The organism is Sphingomonas sanguinis, assembly GCF_001476905.1.
GTDB lineage: Bacteria > Pseudomonadota > Alphaproteobacteria > Sphingomonadales > Sphingomonadaceae > Sphingomonas > Sphingomonas sanguinis_B.
This window is the reverse complement of the sequence record NZ_LDTE01000077.1, coordinates 30,831-46,232: the sequence shown is the minus strand read 5'-3', so window position 1 is coordinate 46,232 and position 15,402 is coordinate 30,831. Positions and strand designations below refer to the sequence as shown.

The following is a 15,402-nucleotide window of genomic DNA, read 5'->3' as shown; positions in this document are numbered from 1 at the left end:
GGGGCTCAGCGGCGGGCGAGTTCGGCGCGGGCGGCGGCGACCTGATCGGCGAGACGCGGATCGTGGAGCAGGTGGTCGGCGATCAACTGGCCCAGCGCGTGCCCGGCCTCTACGTCGGAGGGATAGTGGACGGCGCAGATCTGCCGCCCCTCGGCATAGTCGCGCGCCCGGCCGAGAATGGCGGCGGCGCGATCGGGCATCAGCTGCGCCAGCGTCCAGCCGGTTGACCAGGCGAACGCCGAGTGGCCGCTGGGATAGCTATCGTCGACACCCTTACCCTTGCCGCAATGGGGCAGGGTGGGATCGGTGCGATAGGGTCGGATGCGGCGGAAATGATCCTTGGCGCGATCGACGACCGCGTCCGTCTCGGCATCGACCCGCGCGAGCAGCGCGGCGGTGGCGGGTAGGGCGGTCAGGTCGCGGCCCGTCACCGCGTTGAAGGCATGGGGGCCCTTGTCATGCCCATCGGCATCGGCGCGCGCGATGCGCTCGGCTGGCGCGGCCCGATGCAGCGCGCGCAGATAGGCCAGTTCCTGCTTCGCCACGTCCGAGCCCGGGGCGGGCGGCGGTGCGACGATCCGCTCGGGCGCAAAGGCGGCGGGATCGAGCAGTTCGGCCACCGGGCGACCGTCATGCTTGGCCAGGGCAGCACTCGCCCATAGGCCGAGCGCGATCGCGATCGGCATCCTATTTCGGATCGACATCTTGGTTCCCCCCACTGGTCGGCGGCCCCTTCCCGTCGGGGCACGACCGTGTCGAGCGGCGCGCTAGGTCTGGTCCGTGACCGATCCGTGACAATGGATCGCGTTCGCCGCCAAAGCTGGCCAACATTGCAAACTTAGAATGCAATCATCGCCGCACTGTCACATTGCGGGTGTCAGGGCGGCCCACGCTTCACCGATCATGGATATTCGTCCGATGCGCCGTTGGCACCATATGCTCGCCCCTTGGTTCGCGCTCCTCCTGTTGCTGCTCGCCGCGACCGGACTGGCGACGCAGGCGACCGACCTGCTCGACAGCCCGGCGCCGAGCGTGGCTATGGCGGCCAAACCTGCGCCGACCAGCAGGATGAAAAGCTGGAATCGCTGGTTCAAGCATATCCATTCGGGCGAGACACTGGGGCCGGTCGGCATCGCGCTGAACATCGGCGGCGGTGTCGCGTTGCTGTTCTTTGCGGGCTCGGGCTTCTGGATGTATCTGACGATGTGGCTCAACCGGCGGCGGAATCGTCGCAGGCGCCGGGCGGCCTAAGCGGCAGCGCGATCTGGACGGCAAGGCCCGGCCGGGCGTCGTCCAGCCCCAGCGTGCCGCCATGGAAGCGGACGATCGCCTGGACGATCGCCAGCCCCAGGCCGCTGCCCCGCGTTTCCGCCTGTGCCGCGCGCTCGAACGCCTGGACCACGCGGGCGCGGTCGGGCTCGGCCAGGCCGGGGCCGTTGTCCGACACGGTGATGCGCGCAAACCCCCGGTCCGACGCCAGCGCCAGGCGCGCGGCGGTGCCGGGCGGGGTATGCGTCACCACATTGTCGAGCAGGTTGACCAGCATCTGCCCCAGCAGATCGGCATCGCCCGCCACCATCGGTCGCGCCCCGGCGTCGAGCGTCAGGGTGCCGCCATGATCGGCCAGCACCGGCTCCATCGTCTCCGCGACATCCTCGATCAGCGCGCCGAGATCGAGTGGGGCGAGTGCCACCGGATGCCGTCCGCCCTCGATCTCCGCCAGCCTTAGAAGCGCGTCGAAGATGCGGATGATCGCGACGCATTCGCGCTCCGCCCGCTCCAGCACGGTCGGATCGTCCGTCCCACCGCGCAGGATGCCACGCAGCCGGGTGAGGGGGGTGCGCAGGTCATGCGCCAGATTGCTGGCGAACAGTCGCTGGGTGCGGACCAGATCGTCCATGCGGTCGAGCATCCGGTTCAGGCTGTCGGCCTGTCCCGCGAACACGCCGTCCAGCCCTTGCGTCGGCACGCGGCGGCTGAGGTCGCCACCCGCGATCGCGTCCGCCGTTTCCTGCGTCGCGGCGAGCCGGACCGCGATCAACCGCGCGAACACCAGGGTCACCGCGACCCCCGTCACCGCCGCCGTCAGCGACAGCGCGACCACGACCCAGGGCAGGAGTTCGTGAAGCGATTCGCCCGCCTCGCTATGCTGGACGATCACGAGCAGGCTGCCGCTGGGCAGGCGCGTCGCCAGCGCGCGCCCCTTCTGCGTCGCCCGCCCGCCCGCGTGGAAGCGGACGTTGGAATAACCGAGCGGCGGCGGGGCGATGTCCAGCCGCCCGGCGATCCGCCTGCCGTCCGCGCCGAACAGGACATAGGTCCGCTGGCTCAGCACCTTGCGCTGCTGCCAGTCGGCGATCTTCGCGGCGACGATGGCATCGGTCACTGGTTGGCCATGGCCCAGCCCCAGATATTTCGCCGCATGGGCGTGCAGCGATGCGTCAACCCGGCGCGCGATCCAGGTGTCGGCCACGCTGAACCCGATCACCCCGACCAATGCCATCATCACGGTAAAGGTCAGCCCGACCTGGATGGGCAGCCGACCCAGGCCGCGCCGTATCGTCAGACGCATCGATCGGACCGCAGGATATAGCCCGCGCCGCGTTGCGTCTCGATCGGGTCGCAGTCGATGCCCATCAACGCCGTGCGCAACCGGCTGAGATTGCTTTCCACGATATTGGCGGTGGGGGCGAAGGCATAGCCCCATACCCCCTCCAGCAGCATCGAGCGGGTGACGAGCCGGTCGGCATGCCGCATCAGGTGCGCGAGCAGCGAATATTGCCGCCGGTTGAGCGCAACGGCCCGGTCGCGAAACCGGGCCTGGTGCCCGCTGGGATCGAGTTGCAGGCCGCCGACCTCGAGCCGGGGATTGTCGCTCGTCACCGTGCCGCGCCGGCTGATCGCGGCGATCCGGGCGGCGAGTTCATCCATGTCGAAAGGCTTGGCGAGATAATCGTCTGCACCGATCGCCAGCCCCTCGATACGGTCCTTCACCGATCCCAGCGCGCTCAGCATCAGGATCGGCGTCGCATGACCATCACGCCTTATCTGGTCGATGACCGACAGGCCGTTCAGGTCGGGGAGCATCCGGTCCAGCACAATGGCATCCCAATGTTCCTGTTGCAGCGCGAGCAGCGCCTCGGCCCCGGTCCGTGCCAGGTGCAACTGCCGGTCGGCCGAGCCCAAGCCGCGGGTGATCTGATCGGCGATAACGGGATCGTCCTCGACGATCAGCAGGCGCATGACGGGTCCATGGTTTGAGGCCTCCGGCCCTGCCACGCAGACATGACAGATATGAGGCAAAGCGCGAACCGCGCACGGTCACGGGCGGATCGGAGAGGCCCGAATGCACAACGGCCCCGCATCGCTGCAGGGCCGTTGGAGAAACTGGTGGACGCACTTGGGCTCGAACCAAGGACCCGCTGATTAAGAGTCAGCTGCTCTACCAACTGAGCTATGCGTCCATATCGTCACGCTTGTCAGGCCATCCAGCGGCCCGCCTTGCGATCGGGAGGCGCGCCTTTAGCAGGCTGTTTCGGCTTTGCAAATGCTTTTTGCGCGGGCGTGACGATTTTTCCTCACCAGCGGGTGGAGCGGCGATTTTCCCGGTCGATCGCCATCAATATGCCCAGGCACAGCAGCACCGTCATCTGCGACGACCCGCCATAGCTGACCAGCGGCAGGGGAATGCCGACCACCGGGGCGAGGCCCATCACCATCATCAGGTTGACCATCACGTAGATGAAGATCGTCGTCGACAGCCCCGCTGCGGTCAGCCGGGCAAAGCGCGTCGGCGCGGCCTGCGCCACGTTGAGGCCCCAGCGGATCACGAGCAGGAAGGCCAGGATCAGGAAGCACCCGCCGACCAGCCCCCATTCCTCGGCCATGGTCGCAAAGACGAAATCGGTGTGGCCTTCCGGCAGATAGTCCAGATGGCTCTGCGTGCCGTTGAGGAAGCCCTTGCCCCAGATGCCGCCCGATCCGATCGCGATCTTCGACTGGCTGATATGGTAGCCGGTGCCCAGCGGATCGCTCTCGGGATCGAGGAAGATCAGCACGCGGTTGCGCTGGTAATCGTGCAGGACGAAATTGACCGCCAACGGGGCCGCGACCGCCAGCGCCATCGCGCCGCCGATAAACAGGCGAAGGGGCACACCCGCCAGGAACATGACGGTCGCGCCGCCCGCACAGATCATCAGCGCGGTGCCGAGATCGGGCTGCTTCATCACGAGTGCGGCGGGCACCGCGATCATCGCGGCGACCGGCCATATGCCGGAAAAGCGCCGCGTCTCGCCCGGCGGCATCAATTCGTAGAATCGCGCCGCGCCCAGCACGATGAACAGCTTCATCAGCTCGGAGGGTTGCAGGCGGATGAAACCGACGTCCAGCCAGCGTTGGCTCCCCCCGCGCACCGCTCCGAGCAGTTCGACCAGCACCAGCAGGACGACCAGGATCAGATACCCCGGCATGGCGATGCGTCGCCACAGGTCGAGCGGCAGGCGCGACAGGACCAGCGATCCGGCGAGCAGCACGAAGAAGCGCACCCCCTGCGGCTTGGCCCAGGGGGTCAGCGAGCCACCGGCGGCGGAATAGAGGACGACCAGCCCGAAGCAGCCGATCGCGGTCACCAGCAGGATCACGCGCCAAGGAAGCCGGGCAATGGGTTCGGGAATGATGCGGGGGCCGCTCATCGATTGGGGTCGCTCGGCTCGTCGCTGGGATCGGCCTCGCGCGTGGCCATGGCTTCGGCCTGCGCGTCCGACATGTTGGTGGCGGCCGATACGGCGGGGGCATCGGTCGCGGCGCCCGCATCGGTTTTGGTCGCGGCGGAGGCGGGCTTGGGCGAGTGCGCCGCGCGGTAGGCGGCTTCGTCGGCCTTCATCCGCGTCGCGATGTCGCCGCCCCAGGTCGGCTCGTCCTGCGCCAGCGAGGCCAGCGCGCGGTCGCGGTCGAACAGATAGGTCATGATGTCGCGCCCAATCAACGGCGCGTCGAGGTTGCGCACGGTATGGCCGTTATGTTCGAGGACGACGGAAATCGCATAACGCGGATTGTCGGCGGGCGCGAAGCCGACGAACAGCGCGTGATCGCGCAGCTTGAAGGGCAGCTGCCCGTTCTTGAGCACGCCGGTGCTGCGTCGTTCCGCCATGGAAATCCGGCGCACCTGCGCGGTGCCGGTCTTGGCCGCCAGGCTGACGCCGGGGACCAGCATCCGCGCCGCGCCGCCCGTGCCGCCCTGGTTGACCACGCCGAACATCGCGTCGCGCACGATCGCCAGATGTTCGGAGGCGACGGGCAGGGCGGGGGCGTCGAGATGCACCTGATGCGACAACAGGCTCGGCTCCAGATGCCGCCCGGACGCTAGGCGGGCCGCCATGACCGCCAGCTGCAACGGATTGGCCAGCACATAGCCCTGGCCGATCGAGGCGTTCAGGCCGTCGGCGACGGTCCATTTCGTCTTGTATTTCTTCAGCTTCCACGCCGGATCGGGCACGGTGCCGTAACGCTGCGTGCTGAGCGGCAGGTCGAATTTCTGGCCCAGTCCGACCATGCGCGCGACCGGCGCGATCCGGTCATAGCCCATGCGCCGGATCATCTCGTAGAAATAGATGTCGCAGCTCTGCTCGATCGCGCCCTTCAGGTTCAGCGCGCCGTGACCGCCCCTTTTGTGGCAGTGGAAGATGCCGGTGCCGACCCGCATCGCGCCGGTGCACAGCACACGGTCGTTCTCGCCCACCCCCGCTTCCAGCAGCGCGAGGCCGTTCATCGGCTTGACCGTTGAGCCCGGTGGATAGAGCCCCTGGGTGACCTTGTTCATCAAGGGAACATGGTCGTTTTCCGACAGCATCGACCATTCCAGATGGCTGATCCCGTCCGAAAAGCTGTTGGGGTCATAAGCGGGCATCGACACCATCGCCAGCGTCTCGCCGGTGCGGCAGTCGAGCACCACCGCCGATCCCGAATTGGTGCCCAGGCGGCGGGCGGCATATTCCTGCAGCCCCGCATCGATGGTCAGGCGGATATTCTTGCCCGGCACGTCGGGGCGGGTGGCGAGTTCGGCGACCACCTTGCCGCGCGCGGTCACTTCGACCCGCTTGGCACCGGGCTTGCCGCGCAAATACGGCTCCAGCATCTTTTCCAGCCCGTCCTTGCCCAGCTTGAAGCCGGGGGTGACGAGCAACTGGTCGTGGGTCGCCTTGAACTGTTCGGCGGTCGGCGTGCCGACATAGCCGGTCAGATGCGCAACCGCAGGTCCGGCGGGGTAGAAGCGGGCGAAACCACGCGTCGGCTGGACGCCGGGCAGCTCGGGCAGGCGGACGCTGACCGCGGCGAAGCGTTCCCAGTCCAGCCGCTCGGCGACCTGCACCGGCTGGAATCCGGCGGCGCGGTCGAGGTCGAGGCGGATACGCTCCATCGCCTCGTCATCCAGCTTCAGGATCTGGCGCAGCAGGTTCAGGACGCGGTCCTTGTCCTCGTCAGCCAGCCGGTCGGGGATGATGTCGACACGGAAGTCGGTGCGATTGTTGGCGATCGGAATGCCGTGCCGGTCGATCAGCCAGCCGCGGCGCGGCGGGATCATCGTCGTGTTGACCCGGTTGCTTTCCGAGAGAAGATTGTACTTCTCGTTCTGCGCGATCGACAGCCACGCCATACGCCCGGCCAGCAACAGGCCGACGCCTGCCTGTGCCGTGCCCAGCACGAAGGCACGCCTGGAAAAGCTATAGGCCTGCGCGGCCTCCGTCATGATCCGCCCCGGGCGATCCATGCTTACGCCCCTACCTCATTCCGGCCGCGTTTGCGATCGATCCAGGCGACCAGCCGCGTCGCCAAGGGGAACAGCAGGATGGTGATGGCGATCTGGACGACCAGCGGCACGTCGACCTGCGCCCCCACCGGCACCGCCAGGAAGCGCCCGGCGATCAGGCAGAAGGCGATGGCCCCGCTGGCGATCAGCCAGTCCTGCCAGAAGTCGCGGAACACCAGCCGATGCTCGAACAGGTCGATGGCGAGCGAGGTCAGCGACCAGAGCAGCATCGCCGAGCCCAGCGGCTGGCCCGACAACAGATCGTCGAACAGCCCCAGCGGCGCCGCCGCCCAGAGCCGGAGCGCAAAGCGCGCCACCAGCCGCCAGGCGAGCAGCATCAGCAGCCCCATCGGCGGCTGCAACGGCACGATCGCTACCACCGGCACGATGGCGCAGAGCGATCCGGCCATCACGGTCAGCCAAGGCAGCGCGCGGGCGCGTGCGGGGGGCAGTCCGGGGTCGAAGGGGTTGCTGGTGTCGAGGGTCACGGCCGGGGTGCCGGCGCAGGTGGCGGCATCGGCATGAAGGCACGCTGAACGATCGCGAAATCCAGCGTGTCGGGGTGGATGAATGGCCGCGCGGTGGCCACGTCCCCGCCGTCGCTCTGGATGCGCGCGACGGGAATATTGGGGGCATAGAGCCCGCCCGTGCCCGAGGTGACGAACAGGTCGCCCTTGGCCAGCCGCACATTGGTAGTGACCGACCGGACCTCCAGCGTGCCGTCACCGCGCCCGACCGCGATGGCGGGCAGGCCGTCGCGCGTCCGGCGAACGGGCACGATGCTTTCGGGATCGGTCAGCAGCAGGACACGGGCGGCGGCAGGCCCCGCCTCGGTCACGCGCCCGATCAGCCCTTCGGGTCCCCGCACCGCCATGCCGGTGCTCACCCCCTGCCAGCGGCCCGCGTTGAGCAGCGCGAAGCGACGGCCGCTCGATCCGGTCGAGCTGACCAGCCGCGCGGTCGCCACCGTATCGGGCGTGCGGTCGCGCACGGCGAGCAGGCGGCGCAAGCGGACATTGTCATAGGAAATGGTGCGCGCGGTCAGCAGCAGCTTGCGCGACTGCACGAGTTCGGCGCGCAGCCGCTCGTTTTCGGAATGGACGAAGAAATAGTGGCCGATCGTGTCCGGCACGCCGCTGACCGCATCGCCGATCGCGACGAACGCGCCGGAGATCGGCGCGGTCACGCTGCCCAGGGTCATGCGCAGGGCGCCGAAGGCGGGCGGGTTGAAGGTCGATGCGACAAGCAGCACCGCGCCCACCACCGCACCCGCCACCGCGAGCACATAGGCCAGGAAAGCTCCATATTGCCGCCGTCGCGAGAAACCGGTGCGACGGTCGCGGGCGGGCGCCATGCGCCGGTCCCCTTATGCTGGAGGTTAGCCGTTCAGCAGGACGCCGCGATACATCGGATCTTCCAGCGCACGGCCGGTACCCAGCGCGACGCAGGTCAGCGGGTCTTCCGCCACCGTGACCGGCAGGCCGGTTTCGTCGCGCAGCACCTCGTCCAGCCCCTCGAGCAGCGCGCCGCCGCCGGTCAGGACGATGCCCTGATCGACGATATCGGCGGCCAGTTCGGGCGCGGTGTTCTCAAGTGCGACGCGAACGCCCTCGACGATGGTCGCGACGGGCTCGGACAGCGCCTCGGCGATCTGGCCCTGGTTGATCTGGATTTCCTTGGGCACCCCGTTGACGAGGTCGCGGCCCTTGATCTGGATCGTCACGCCGATGCCGTCCGCGGGCGGACGCGCAATGCCGACTTCCTGCTTGATCCGCTCGGCAGTGGCTTCGCCGATCAGCAGGTTATGGTTGCGGCGGACATAGGAGACGATCGACTCGTCCATCTTGTCGCCGCCGACGCGCACGCTCGTGGTGTAGGCCAGACCGCGCAGCGACAGCACGGCGACTTCCGTCGTGCCGCCGCCGATGTCGACGACCATCGAGCCGATCGGCTCGGTCACGGGCATGTCGGCGCCGATCGCGGCGGCCATCGGCTCCTCGATCAGGAAGACCTGGCTGGCGCCCGCGTTCGAGGCGGCGTCGCGGATCGCGCGGCGTTCCACCTTGGTCGAACCCGACGGTACGCAGATCACGATCTCGGGCCAGCGCGCGAACTTGCGCGGACCATGCACCTTCAGGATGAAGTGCTTGATCATCTGTTCGGCGACATCGATGTCCGCGATCACGCCGTCGCGAAGCGGGCGGATCGCCTCGATATTGCCCGGCGTTTTGCCCATCATCAGCTTGGCGTCGTCGCCGACCGCCTTCACGCGCTTTATGCCGTTGATCGTCTCGACCGCGACGACGGACGGCTCGTTCAGCACAATGCCGCGTCCGCGGACATAGACCACGGTGTTCGCGGTGCCGAGGTCGATCGCCATGTCTTGCGACATGAATTTCAGGAAGCGGGGGAGGGGCATCGAGGCTTTCGTTCCGTCTATGGACCGGGTGGGCGTGGACTCATATCCCGAACCGCCGCCAAGAGCCGTCACAGGCACCTGCACCGTCATTTGCGGGGTCGCGGGATGCCGTCGCTTGGGCTAGGGTTTGCCGCATGTCAATACGGCGTCTGCCTCCCCATCTCGTCAATCGTATCGCGGCCGGTGAAGTGGTGGAAAGGCCCGCCAGTGCGTTGAAGGAATTGGTCGAAAATTCCATCGATGCGGGCGCCACCCGGATCGCGGTGGCGATCGGGCAAGGCGGCATCGGCCGGATCGAGGTGGCCGACGACGGATGCGGCATGTCGGCCGAGGACATGGCGCTGGCGCTGGAGCGGCATTGTACGTCCAAGCTGCCGGACGAAGCGATCGAATCGGTCGCAACCCTCGGATTTCGGGGGGAAGCCTTGCCGTCCATCGCCAGCGTCGCGCGGGTCACGATCGAGAGCCGCCCGGCGGGGCGCGACGGCTGGAGCCGGGTGGTCGACAATGGCGAGGTGCTGCGCGACGGCCCCGCCGCCGTGCCGCCGGGGACCCGGATCGTGGTCGAGGACCTGTTCGCGCGGGTCCCCGCCCGGCGCAAGTTCCTCCGGTCGCCCCGCTCGGAATATGCCGCGTGTCTCGATACGATCCGCCGACTGGCGATGGCGCGGCCCGATATCGCCTTCACACTGGAGCATGACGGTCGTCGTGTCCTGACCGTGCCGGGCGGGGAGGAACGGCCGGGGCGAGTCGCGGGACTGACCGACCGGGCGCTGGCGGAAAACTCTGTCGCCATCGACTGGGTGCGCGACACGATTTCGCTGGGCGGGGTCGCTGGGTTGCCGACCTTCAACCGGGGAATCGCCGACCATCAATATCTGTTCGTCAACGGCCGACCGGTCCGTGACCGCCTGCTGATGGGCGCGATTCGAGGGGCTTATGCCGAGATGCTGCCACGCGATCGCCATGCGGTCGTCGCGCTGTTCCTCGACATGCCGCCGTCTGAAGTCGATGTGAACGTCCACCCGGCCAAGACCGAAGTCCGCTTCCGCGACCCCGCGCTGATCCGGGGCATGATCGTGTCCGGTCTGCGTCGCGCGCTGGACGAAGCCGGGCACCGTAGCGTCCAGCGCGCGCCCGACTCGGCGCTGGCAATGTGGCAGAGCGAGAGCGTCGTTGCACCCGCGGCCACGGCCCCCGTGGCGGATGACTGGAGCCATGCCGCCCCGGAGGCGCGGGTGATGGAGCGCCAATCGTTGTTCGCGCCGCGACCTGGCTTTTCCGCGCCCCCGCCACTGGCCCGCGCCGAGACCGCCTTCGCGCCGCCGCCGGAAGTGCGGCAATATCCGATGGGGGTCGCGCGCGGCCAAGTCGCTAAGACCTATATCGTCGCGGAGGCCGAGGACGGGCTGGTCCTGGTCGACCAGCACGCCGCGCACGAACGGCTGGTGCTGGAGCGGATGCGCGCCGCGCTGACCGGCGGGCGGGTCGCGTCGCAGGCGATGCTCATCCCCGAAGTGGTCGAGCTGGACGAAGCCGCCTGCGATCGGCTGGAGGCGCGTGCCGAGGAACTGGCCGAGTTCGGCCTGGACCTTGAACGCTTCGGCCCGACCGCAATGCTGGTCCGCTCCACGCCCGCGCTGCTGGGACAGAGCGATCCCAAGGGACTGGTCAGCGACCTGGCCGATGAACTCGCGGCGTTCGACCAGGCGCTGTCGTTGCGAGAACGCTTGGATCATGTTGCGGCGACCATGGCGTGCCACGGCTCGGTTCGGGCTGGCCGCATCCTGTCGGTCGCCGAGATGAACGCGCTTCTCCGCGAAATGGAGGTCACGCCGCACTCCGGCCAGTGCAATCATGGCCGCCCGACCTGGGTGAAGTTGCAGCATGGCGATATCGAGAAGCTGTTCGGGCGGAAGTGACAAGCTCCGTATTTGCCGATCGCATCAACGTTCGCGATGATGGCTGCGGCGCAGCATTGGGTGGTATGAAGGGTCTGGCAGAGATCGATGGGACCAAAAGGTACGTCGCTAGCTCAGCGGTCCATCCGCGCGCGACCCGCTGCCGCCTGCCCGTCATCTGGCTTTGTGCGGCGCTCTAGATAGGTGCCGACCCTCAACCGTGTGCCTGTGACCCGTCCCCCGCTGCGCTGATATTTCATGCTGTAAGTCGTGGTCATGGTCTGGCTGCGTACAATTTGGCCATGACGTGATGCAACCTACGGTATTTGCACGTTTATCGCCGCTGGCTAAGAGGGTGGGCGGACGCAGGTGTGAACAGGCTAGGCACCAGCTCGCTCAATACGAGTTCCGCGTGCCGTATTGGGCCGTGCGAGATCGGGCGCGGTCGGCTTTTAGGCCCTGCGATCAAAATTGCTCAGTGCAATGGCACTCCCGTCCGACACGCCTTCAGCGCGTCTTGGATCACATCGTCGAGCATCGCATTACCCGACGGGTAGGTCCATTGCTCCAGCGGTTCAACGAGGGTGGCATCTGCGACCATTCCAGCGGCTTCAAAGGTCGGACAGCTGACATGATCGCCTTGTAGCGCCGCCAATACGAGTGGCAGGGCCAAGGCTCGGTCGCGCCGGGCGATGCCGACCAGGGCTTCCGCCCGGACGTCCGGGTCAAGATCGTCGGCGGCTCTCAAAAGGGCTTTCCGCGTTTCCGGCGTATCGACATCCTCTTGCGATAGCAGCATCGTTGCCCAATCGCGGTTGGACTTATCACAATCTTGGGTCAGCACGATCAGGTGTCGCAGATTCGCGTCGGCATAGGCCGATCCCGTGAGCGGGATTTCTTCGGCGATCACCTCTTTGAGGAAATCGGAGACGGGTTCGTATGACGCGCTCATGGATGCAAGCTACCATGATCTCGCCGCTTTGCCAGATCGCACACGCTCTGCCGCACTGCATCAAAAAGTGCCTGATCCAGGCTAAGTGGCTCTTGTTTTGCCGGTGAGCCGAGCCCATAGAGCGATGAGTTGAAAAATTTCGCGTTCGTGCGTTCATCGTAACGAAACTTTTGCACTTGGCCGTGTATTAAATGGCCATGGATAGGCTTTGGCAGTTTTGATCATGAAACATATCATGCCGCTCTTCTTCGCCCTGATCCCCCTAGCGGCGGTCGTTGGCGCCTGCGTTACCTGCCCCTGAGGCTTCTCGCGCGCTGGTGAAGGCGCGCTTTTCCTTTCCGTCTTTCAAGACGCAAAAAAGGGCCGCCCGGACATGCCGGGCGGCCCTTCTTGTTTCGGCGGAAGGCCGAAGCGCTGGGGCTTAGCCCTGCGCTTCTTCTTCCTGCTCCGGCTGAACCTCGGCGGTGGCGCCGGGCTCTGCGTTGGGATCGTAATCCTCGGTGAAGCCGGCTTCGTCACGCTCGAACATCGAGGCCATGACGTCGACGCCCTGCGCCTGCATTTCGGCTTCTTCCGGCGAGCGGGCGACGTTGACCTTGACGGTCACGGCCACTTCCGGGTGAAGCGCGACGCGCACGTCGTACAGGCCGATCGCCTTGATCGGACGGTCGAGCACGATCTGGCTCTTGTTGACCTTGTGGCCGTCGGCGACCAGCGCCTCGACCAGGTCACGCACCGCGACCGAGCCGTACAGCTGGCCGACGTTCGACGCCTGACGGATCAGGGTGACGGTGGCGTTCTCGAAGGTCTTCGACTCGACCTCGGCCTCGGCGCGACGGTTCGCGTTCTCGGCTTCGATGCGGGCGCGGTTGGCCTCGAACACCTTCTTGTTGGCTTCGTTGGCGCGCAGCGCCTTCTTGCGCGGCAGCAGGAAGTTACGGGCATAGCCGTCCTTCACCGTGACCACGTCGCCGATGGCGCCGAGCTTTTCGACGCGCTCAAGCAGAATAACGTTCATCTGTAAGACCCCTTACTTCACGACGTAGGGCAGGAGGCCCAGATGACGCGCGCGCTTGATCGCCTGGGCGAGTTCGCGCTGCTTCTTGGCCGACACGCTGGTGATGCGCGAGGGCACGATCTTGCCGCGCTCGGACACGAAGCCCTGCAGCAGACGGACGTCCTTATAGTCGATCCGGGGCGCGTCCTTCGCGGAGAAGGGGCAGCTCTTGCGGCGACGGAAAAACGGGCGGGCCATTATGCGGCTTCCTCTTCACGATCACGACGGGGGCGGTCAGCGCGGTCGGGGCGTTCGCCACGATCGGCACGACGCTCACGGTCGCGCTCCTGCTTGCGCATCATCACCGACGGACCTTCTTCATGGCCGTCCACCTTGACGGTCATGTAGCGGATCACGTCTTCGTTGATCTGGGTCTGGCGCTCCAGCTCGGCGACGACACCGGCGGGGGCGTCGATTTCGAGCATGACGTAGTGCGCCTTGCGGTTCTTGGCGATCTTGTACGCCAGCGAACGCAGGCCCCAGGTCTCGGTCTTCACGACCTTGCCCTGATTGTCCTCGACGATCTTCGTGGCGGCTTCCGCCAGCGCGTCCACCTGCGCCTGTGCCAGATCCTGGCGCGCAAGGAACACGTGCTCGTAAAGAGCCATGCAGCTTACCTTATGTTGGCCGATCGCTGATGCCCACCCCATGTGGGACACCCCTCCGGCTGTCTTCCATACTTCAATACCGTCACGCCAAAATGGCATGAGGGCGGGTGAAGCAGGTGCTTCCCGCCCAATGGTGCGCTGGCTCATAGCGATTTGACGGCAAAAGGCAAGCGGGCAAGGGCCTCGGACTTGCCAGCGGCGGGCGACCTTTCTACCGCGCGGGCCATCCTATTACTGTTTGATGGCAGAACCGACATGCGTGCATTCATCTTTCCGGGCCAGGGTAGCCAGGCCGTCGGCATGGGCAAGGCGCTGGCCGAAGCGAGCCCCGTCGCCCGCGAGATGTTCCAGGAGGTCGACGAGGCGCTGGGCCAGCACCTCTATCGCCTGATGGTCGAGGGCCCTGCCGATGAGCTGACGCTGACCGAGAATGCCCAGCCCGCGATCATGGCGAACGCCATCGCGACGCTGCGCGTGCTGGAAAAGGAAGGCGGCGTCCGTCTGTCGGAAAAGGCCGATTTCGTCGCTGGTCATTCGCTGGGCGAATATACCGCGCTGTGTGCGGCCGATGCGATCGACCTGCCGACGACGGCGCGCCTGCTGAAGCTGCGCGGCCGAGCGATGCAGGCGGCGGTGCCGGTGGGTGAGGGGGCGATGGCCGCCCTGCTTGGTGCGGACCTGGAAAAGGCCAAGACCATCGCGGGTGCGGCGGTCGATGCGATCCTGGCCGAGGGTGGCGAGGAACTGGTCTGTACGGTCGCCAATGACAACGACCCGAGCCAGGTCGTGATCTCCGGCCACCGCGCGGCGATCGAGAAGGCGGTGGCGCTGGCCAAGGACCTGGGCGCCAAGCGCGCGGTCCTGCTGCCGGTGTCGGCGCCATTCCACTGCCCGCTGATGCAGCCTGCCGCCGATGCGATGGACGCGGCCTTGGCCGAGGCGACAATCCGAGCGCCGCTGGTGCCGGTCTATGCGAATGTCGAGGCTGCGCCGGTCGCCGATCCGGGCGCGATCCGTGCGCTTCTGGTCGCGCAGGTGACCGGCATGGTCCGCTGGCGCGAATCGGTGCTGGCGATGCAGGAGGCGGGCGTGACGCAGTGCGTCGAGTTCGGCGGCAAGGTGCTGGGCCCGATGGTCAAGCGCATCGCCCCCGACGTCGATGCGGTCAGCGTGGTGACGATGGACGATATCGAGGGGCTGCTCGCCAAGCTCTGATTTTTGTTCACACGAAGGCGCGAGGACGCGAAGATGACGGACATCGAAACGATAGCGTTTGATGTGATTGATCTGTCCTTGCGCCTTCATCGTGAGCTGGGGCCCGGGCTGCTGGAAAGCGTCTATGAGACGGTTCTCGCTGCTAAGCTCGGTAACATGGGCTATCACGTGGAGCGGCAGCGTGCCGTCGATTTCAGTTTTGAAGGGCTGCAATTTAACGGGGCATTTCGCATTGATCTGCTGATCGAGCAGAGCCTCTTGGTTGAAATCAAGTCGGTGGAGCGGCTGAACGCCGCTCATGCGAAACAATTGCTGACTTATCTGCGCCTGACCAAGCAGCCCCTGGGGCTGCTTATCAATTTTGGCGGTGCTACTTTGAAGTAAGGGCTCCGCCGCGTCGTCAACGACTACACGCCCATCGCGTCTTCGCGGCTTCGCGTGAACC

General features: G+C 66.6%; 16 protein-coding genes and 1 tRNA gene. 4 read left to right on the top strand and 13 right to left on the bottom strand.

Annotated elements, in window-relative coordinates; translation table 11 throughout:
- Window positions 1-5 precede the first annotated feature (5 nt).
- On the bottom strand, window positions 6-704 hold the full coding sequence (locus tag SB4_RS12540) for a phosphatase PAP2 family protein (protein WP_241488609.1): 699 nt from the start codon (window positions 702-704) through the stop codon (window positions 6-8).
- 214 nt (window positions 705-918) lie between these two features.
- On the opposite strand from SB4_RS12540, the gene SB4_RS12535 reads away from it, so the two are divergent.
- On the top strand, window positions 919-1,251 hold the full coding sequence (locus SB4_RS12535) for a hypothetical protein (protein ID WP_058752848.1): 333 nt from the start codon (window positions 919-921) through the stop codon (window positions 1,249-1,251).
- Here SB4_RS12535 and SB4_RS12530 read toward each other — a convergent pair.
- The 8 genes from SB4_RS12530 to SB4_RS12495 form a co-directional block, all read right to left on the bottom strand.
- Window positions 1,211-2,572, bottom strand: coding sequence for a sensor histidine kinase (locus SB4_RS12530; protein WP_058752827.1), 1,362 nt, complete (start codon window positions 2,570-2,572; stop codon window positions 1,211-1,213). The genes SB4_RS12535 and SB4_RS12530 overlap by 41 nt on opposite strands.
- Window positions 2,563-3,243 (bottom strand): response regulator transcription factor, encoded by a 681-nt coding sequence (locus SB4_RS12525; protein ID WP_058752826.1) that lies wholly within the window; start codon window positions 3,241-3,243, stop codon window positions 2,563-2,565. The genes SB4_RS12530 and SB4_RS12525 overlap by 10 nt, the downstream gene beginning before the upstream one ends.
- 145 nt (window positions 3,244-3,388) lie before the next feature.
- Window positions 3,389-3,464 (bottom strand) — tRNA-Lys (locus SB4_RS12520).
- Window positions 3,465-3,578: 114 nt separating this feature from the next.
- Entirely contained in the window at window positions 3,579-4,691 is a 1,113-nt protein-coding gene (gene rodA, locus SB4_RS12515) for a rod shape-determining protein RodA (RefSeq protein WP_058717655.1), read from the bottom strand.
- The gene (gene mrdA / locus SB4_RS12510) at window positions 4,688-6,766 is read right to left on the bottom strand and encodes a penicillin-binding protein 2 (protein WP_058752825.1); all 2,079 of its coding nucleotides are present in this window, start codon (window positions 6,764-6,766) and stop codon (window positions 4,688-4,690) included. The genes rodA and mrdA overlap by 4 nt, the downstream gene beginning before the upstream one ends.
- A 2-nt stretch (window positions 6,767-6,768) precedes the next feature.
- Window positions 6,769-7,293 carry a rod shape-determining protein MreD gene (gene mreD, locus SB4_RS12505; RefSeq protein WP_058752824.1) on the bottom strand — a complete coding sequence of 175 codons (525 nt, stop codon included), beginning with the start codon at window positions 7,291-7,293 and terminating at the stop codon, window positions 6,769-6,771.
- On the bottom strand, window positions 7,290-8,159 hold the full coding sequence (locus SB4_RS12500; protein WP_058752823.1) for a rod shape-determining protein MreC: 870 nt from the start codon (window positions 8,157-8,159) through the stop codon (window positions 7,290-7,292). The genes mreD and SB4_RS12500 overlap by 4 nt, the downstream gene beginning before the upstream one ends.
- A gap of 24 nt (window positions 8,160-8,183) precedes the next feature.
- Entirely contained in the window at window positions 8,184-9,224 is a 1,041-nt protein-coding gene (locus SB4_RS12495) for a rod shape-determining protein (RefSeq protein ID WP_042482832.1), read from the bottom strand.
- A 134-nt stretch (window positions 9,225-9,358) separates the two neighbouring features.
- On the opposite strand from SB4_RS12495, the gene mutL reads away from it, so the two are divergent.
- Window positions 9,359-11,146, top strand: a complete 1,788-nt coding sequence (mutL, locus tag SB4_RS12490) for a DNA mismatch repair endonuclease MutL (RefSeq protein WP_058752822.1) — start codon at window positions 9,359-9,361, stop codon at window positions 11,144-11,146.
- Window positions 11,147-11,600: 454 nt separating this feature from the next.
- On the opposite strand, the gene SB4_RS12485 is transcribed toward mutL, so the two are convergent.
- From SB4_RS12485 to rpsF, 4 genes are all read right to left on the bottom strand, one after another.
- Entirely contained in the window at window positions 11,601-12,077 is a 477-nt protein-coding gene (locus SB4_RS12485; RefSeq protein ID WP_058752821.1) for a HEAT repeat domain-containing protein, read from the bottom strand.
- Between the two features lie 421 nt (window positions 12,078-12,498).
- Window positions 12,499-13,095, bottom strand: a complete 597-nt coding sequence (gene rplI, locus SB4_RS12480) for a 50S ribosomal protein L9 (protein WP_058717660.1) — start codon at window positions 13,093-13,095, stop codon at window positions 12,499-12,501.
- Window positions 13,096-13,107: 12 nt separating this feature from the next.
- A complete protein-coding gene (rpsR, locus tag SB4_RS12475) occupies window positions 13,108-13,332 on the bottom strand; it encodes a 30S ribosomal protein S18 (protein ID WP_007403456.1) in 225 nt (74 codons plus the stop codon).
- Entirely contained in the window at window positions 13,332-13,742 is a 411-nt protein-coding gene (rpsF, locus tag SB4_RS12470) for a 30S ribosomal protein S6 (protein WP_037567458.1), read from the bottom strand. Before rpsF ends, rpsR begins: the two co-directional genes overlap by 1 nt.
- 255 nt (window positions 13,743-13,997) lie before the next feature.
- Between rpsF and fabD the strand changes: the two genes are divergently transcribed.
- A complete protein-coding gene (gene fabD, locus SB4_RS12465) occupies window positions 13,998-14,957 on the top strand; it encodes an ACP S-malonyltransferase (RefSeq protein WP_058752820.1) in 960 nt (319 codons plus the stop codon).
- A 33-nt stretch (window positions 14,958-14,990) separates the two neighbouring features.
- The gene (locus SB4_RS12460; protein WP_058752847.1) at window positions 14,991-15,341 is read left to right on the top strand and encodes a GxxExxY protein; all 351 of its coding nucleotides are present in this window, start codon (window positions 14,991-14,993) and stop codon (window positions 15,339-15,341) included.
- Window positions 15,342-15,402 lie beyond the last annotated feature (61 nt).

Coding starts and splice junctions, on each gene's coding strand:
- SB4_RS12525 (WP_058752826.1), bottom strand. CDS start 3,243: ATGCGCCTGCTGATCGTCGAGGACGATCCCGTTATCGCCGATCAGATC.
- SB4_RS12500 (WP_058752823.1), bottom strand. CDS start 8,159: ATGGCGCCCGCCCGCGACCGTCGCACCGGTTTCTCGCGACGGCGGCAA.
- SB4_RS12535 (WP_058752848.1), top strand. CDS start 919: ATGCGCCGTTGGCACCATATGCTCGCCCCTTGGTTCGCGCTCCTCCTG.
- SB4_RS12460 (WP_058752847.1), top strand. CDS start 14,991: ATGACGGACATCGAAACGATAGCGTTTGATGTGATTGATCTGTCCTTG.
- SB4_RS12495 (WP_042482832.1), bottom strand. CDS start 9,224: ATGCCCCTCCCCCGCTTCCTGAAATTCATGTCGCAAGACATGGCGATC.
- fabD (WP_058752820.1), top strand. CDS start 13,998: ATGCGTGCATTCATCTTTCCGGGCCAGGGTAGCCAGGCCGTCGGCATG.
- rpsF (WP_037567458.1), bottom strand. CDS start 13,742: ATGGCTCTTTACGAGCACGTGTTCCTTGCGCGCCAGGATCTGGCACAG.
- mutL (WP_058752822.1), top strand. CDS start 9,359: ATGTCAATACGGCGTCTGCCTCCCCATCTCGTCAATCGTATCGCGGCC.
- rpsR (WP_007403456.1), bottom strand. CDS start 13,332: ATGGCCCGCCCGTTTTTCCGTCGCCGCAAGAGCTGCCCCTTCTCCGCG.
- mrdA (WP_058752825.1), bottom strand. CDS start 6,766: ATGGATCGCCCGGGGCGGATCATGACGGAGGCCGCGCAGGCCTATAGC.
- rodA (WP_058717655.1), bottom strand. CDS start 4,691: ATGAGCGGCCCCCGCATCATTCCCGAACCCATTGCCCGGCTTCCTTGG.
- SB4_RS12540 (WP_241488609.1), bottom strand. CDS start 704: ATGTCGATCCGAAATAGGATGCCGATCGCGATCGCGCTCGGCCTATGG.
- SB4_RS12485 (WP_058752821.1), bottom strand. CDS start 12,077: ATGAGCGCGTCATACGAACCCGTCTCCGATTTCCTCAAAGAGGTGATC.
- rplI (WP_058717660.1), bottom strand. CDS start 13,095: ATGAACGTTATTCTGCTTGAGCGCGTCGAAAAGCTCGGCGCCATCGGC.
- SB4_RS12530 (WP_058752827.1), bottom strand. CDS start 2,572: ATGCGTCTGACGATACGGCGCGGCCTGGGTCGGCTGCCCATCCAGGTC.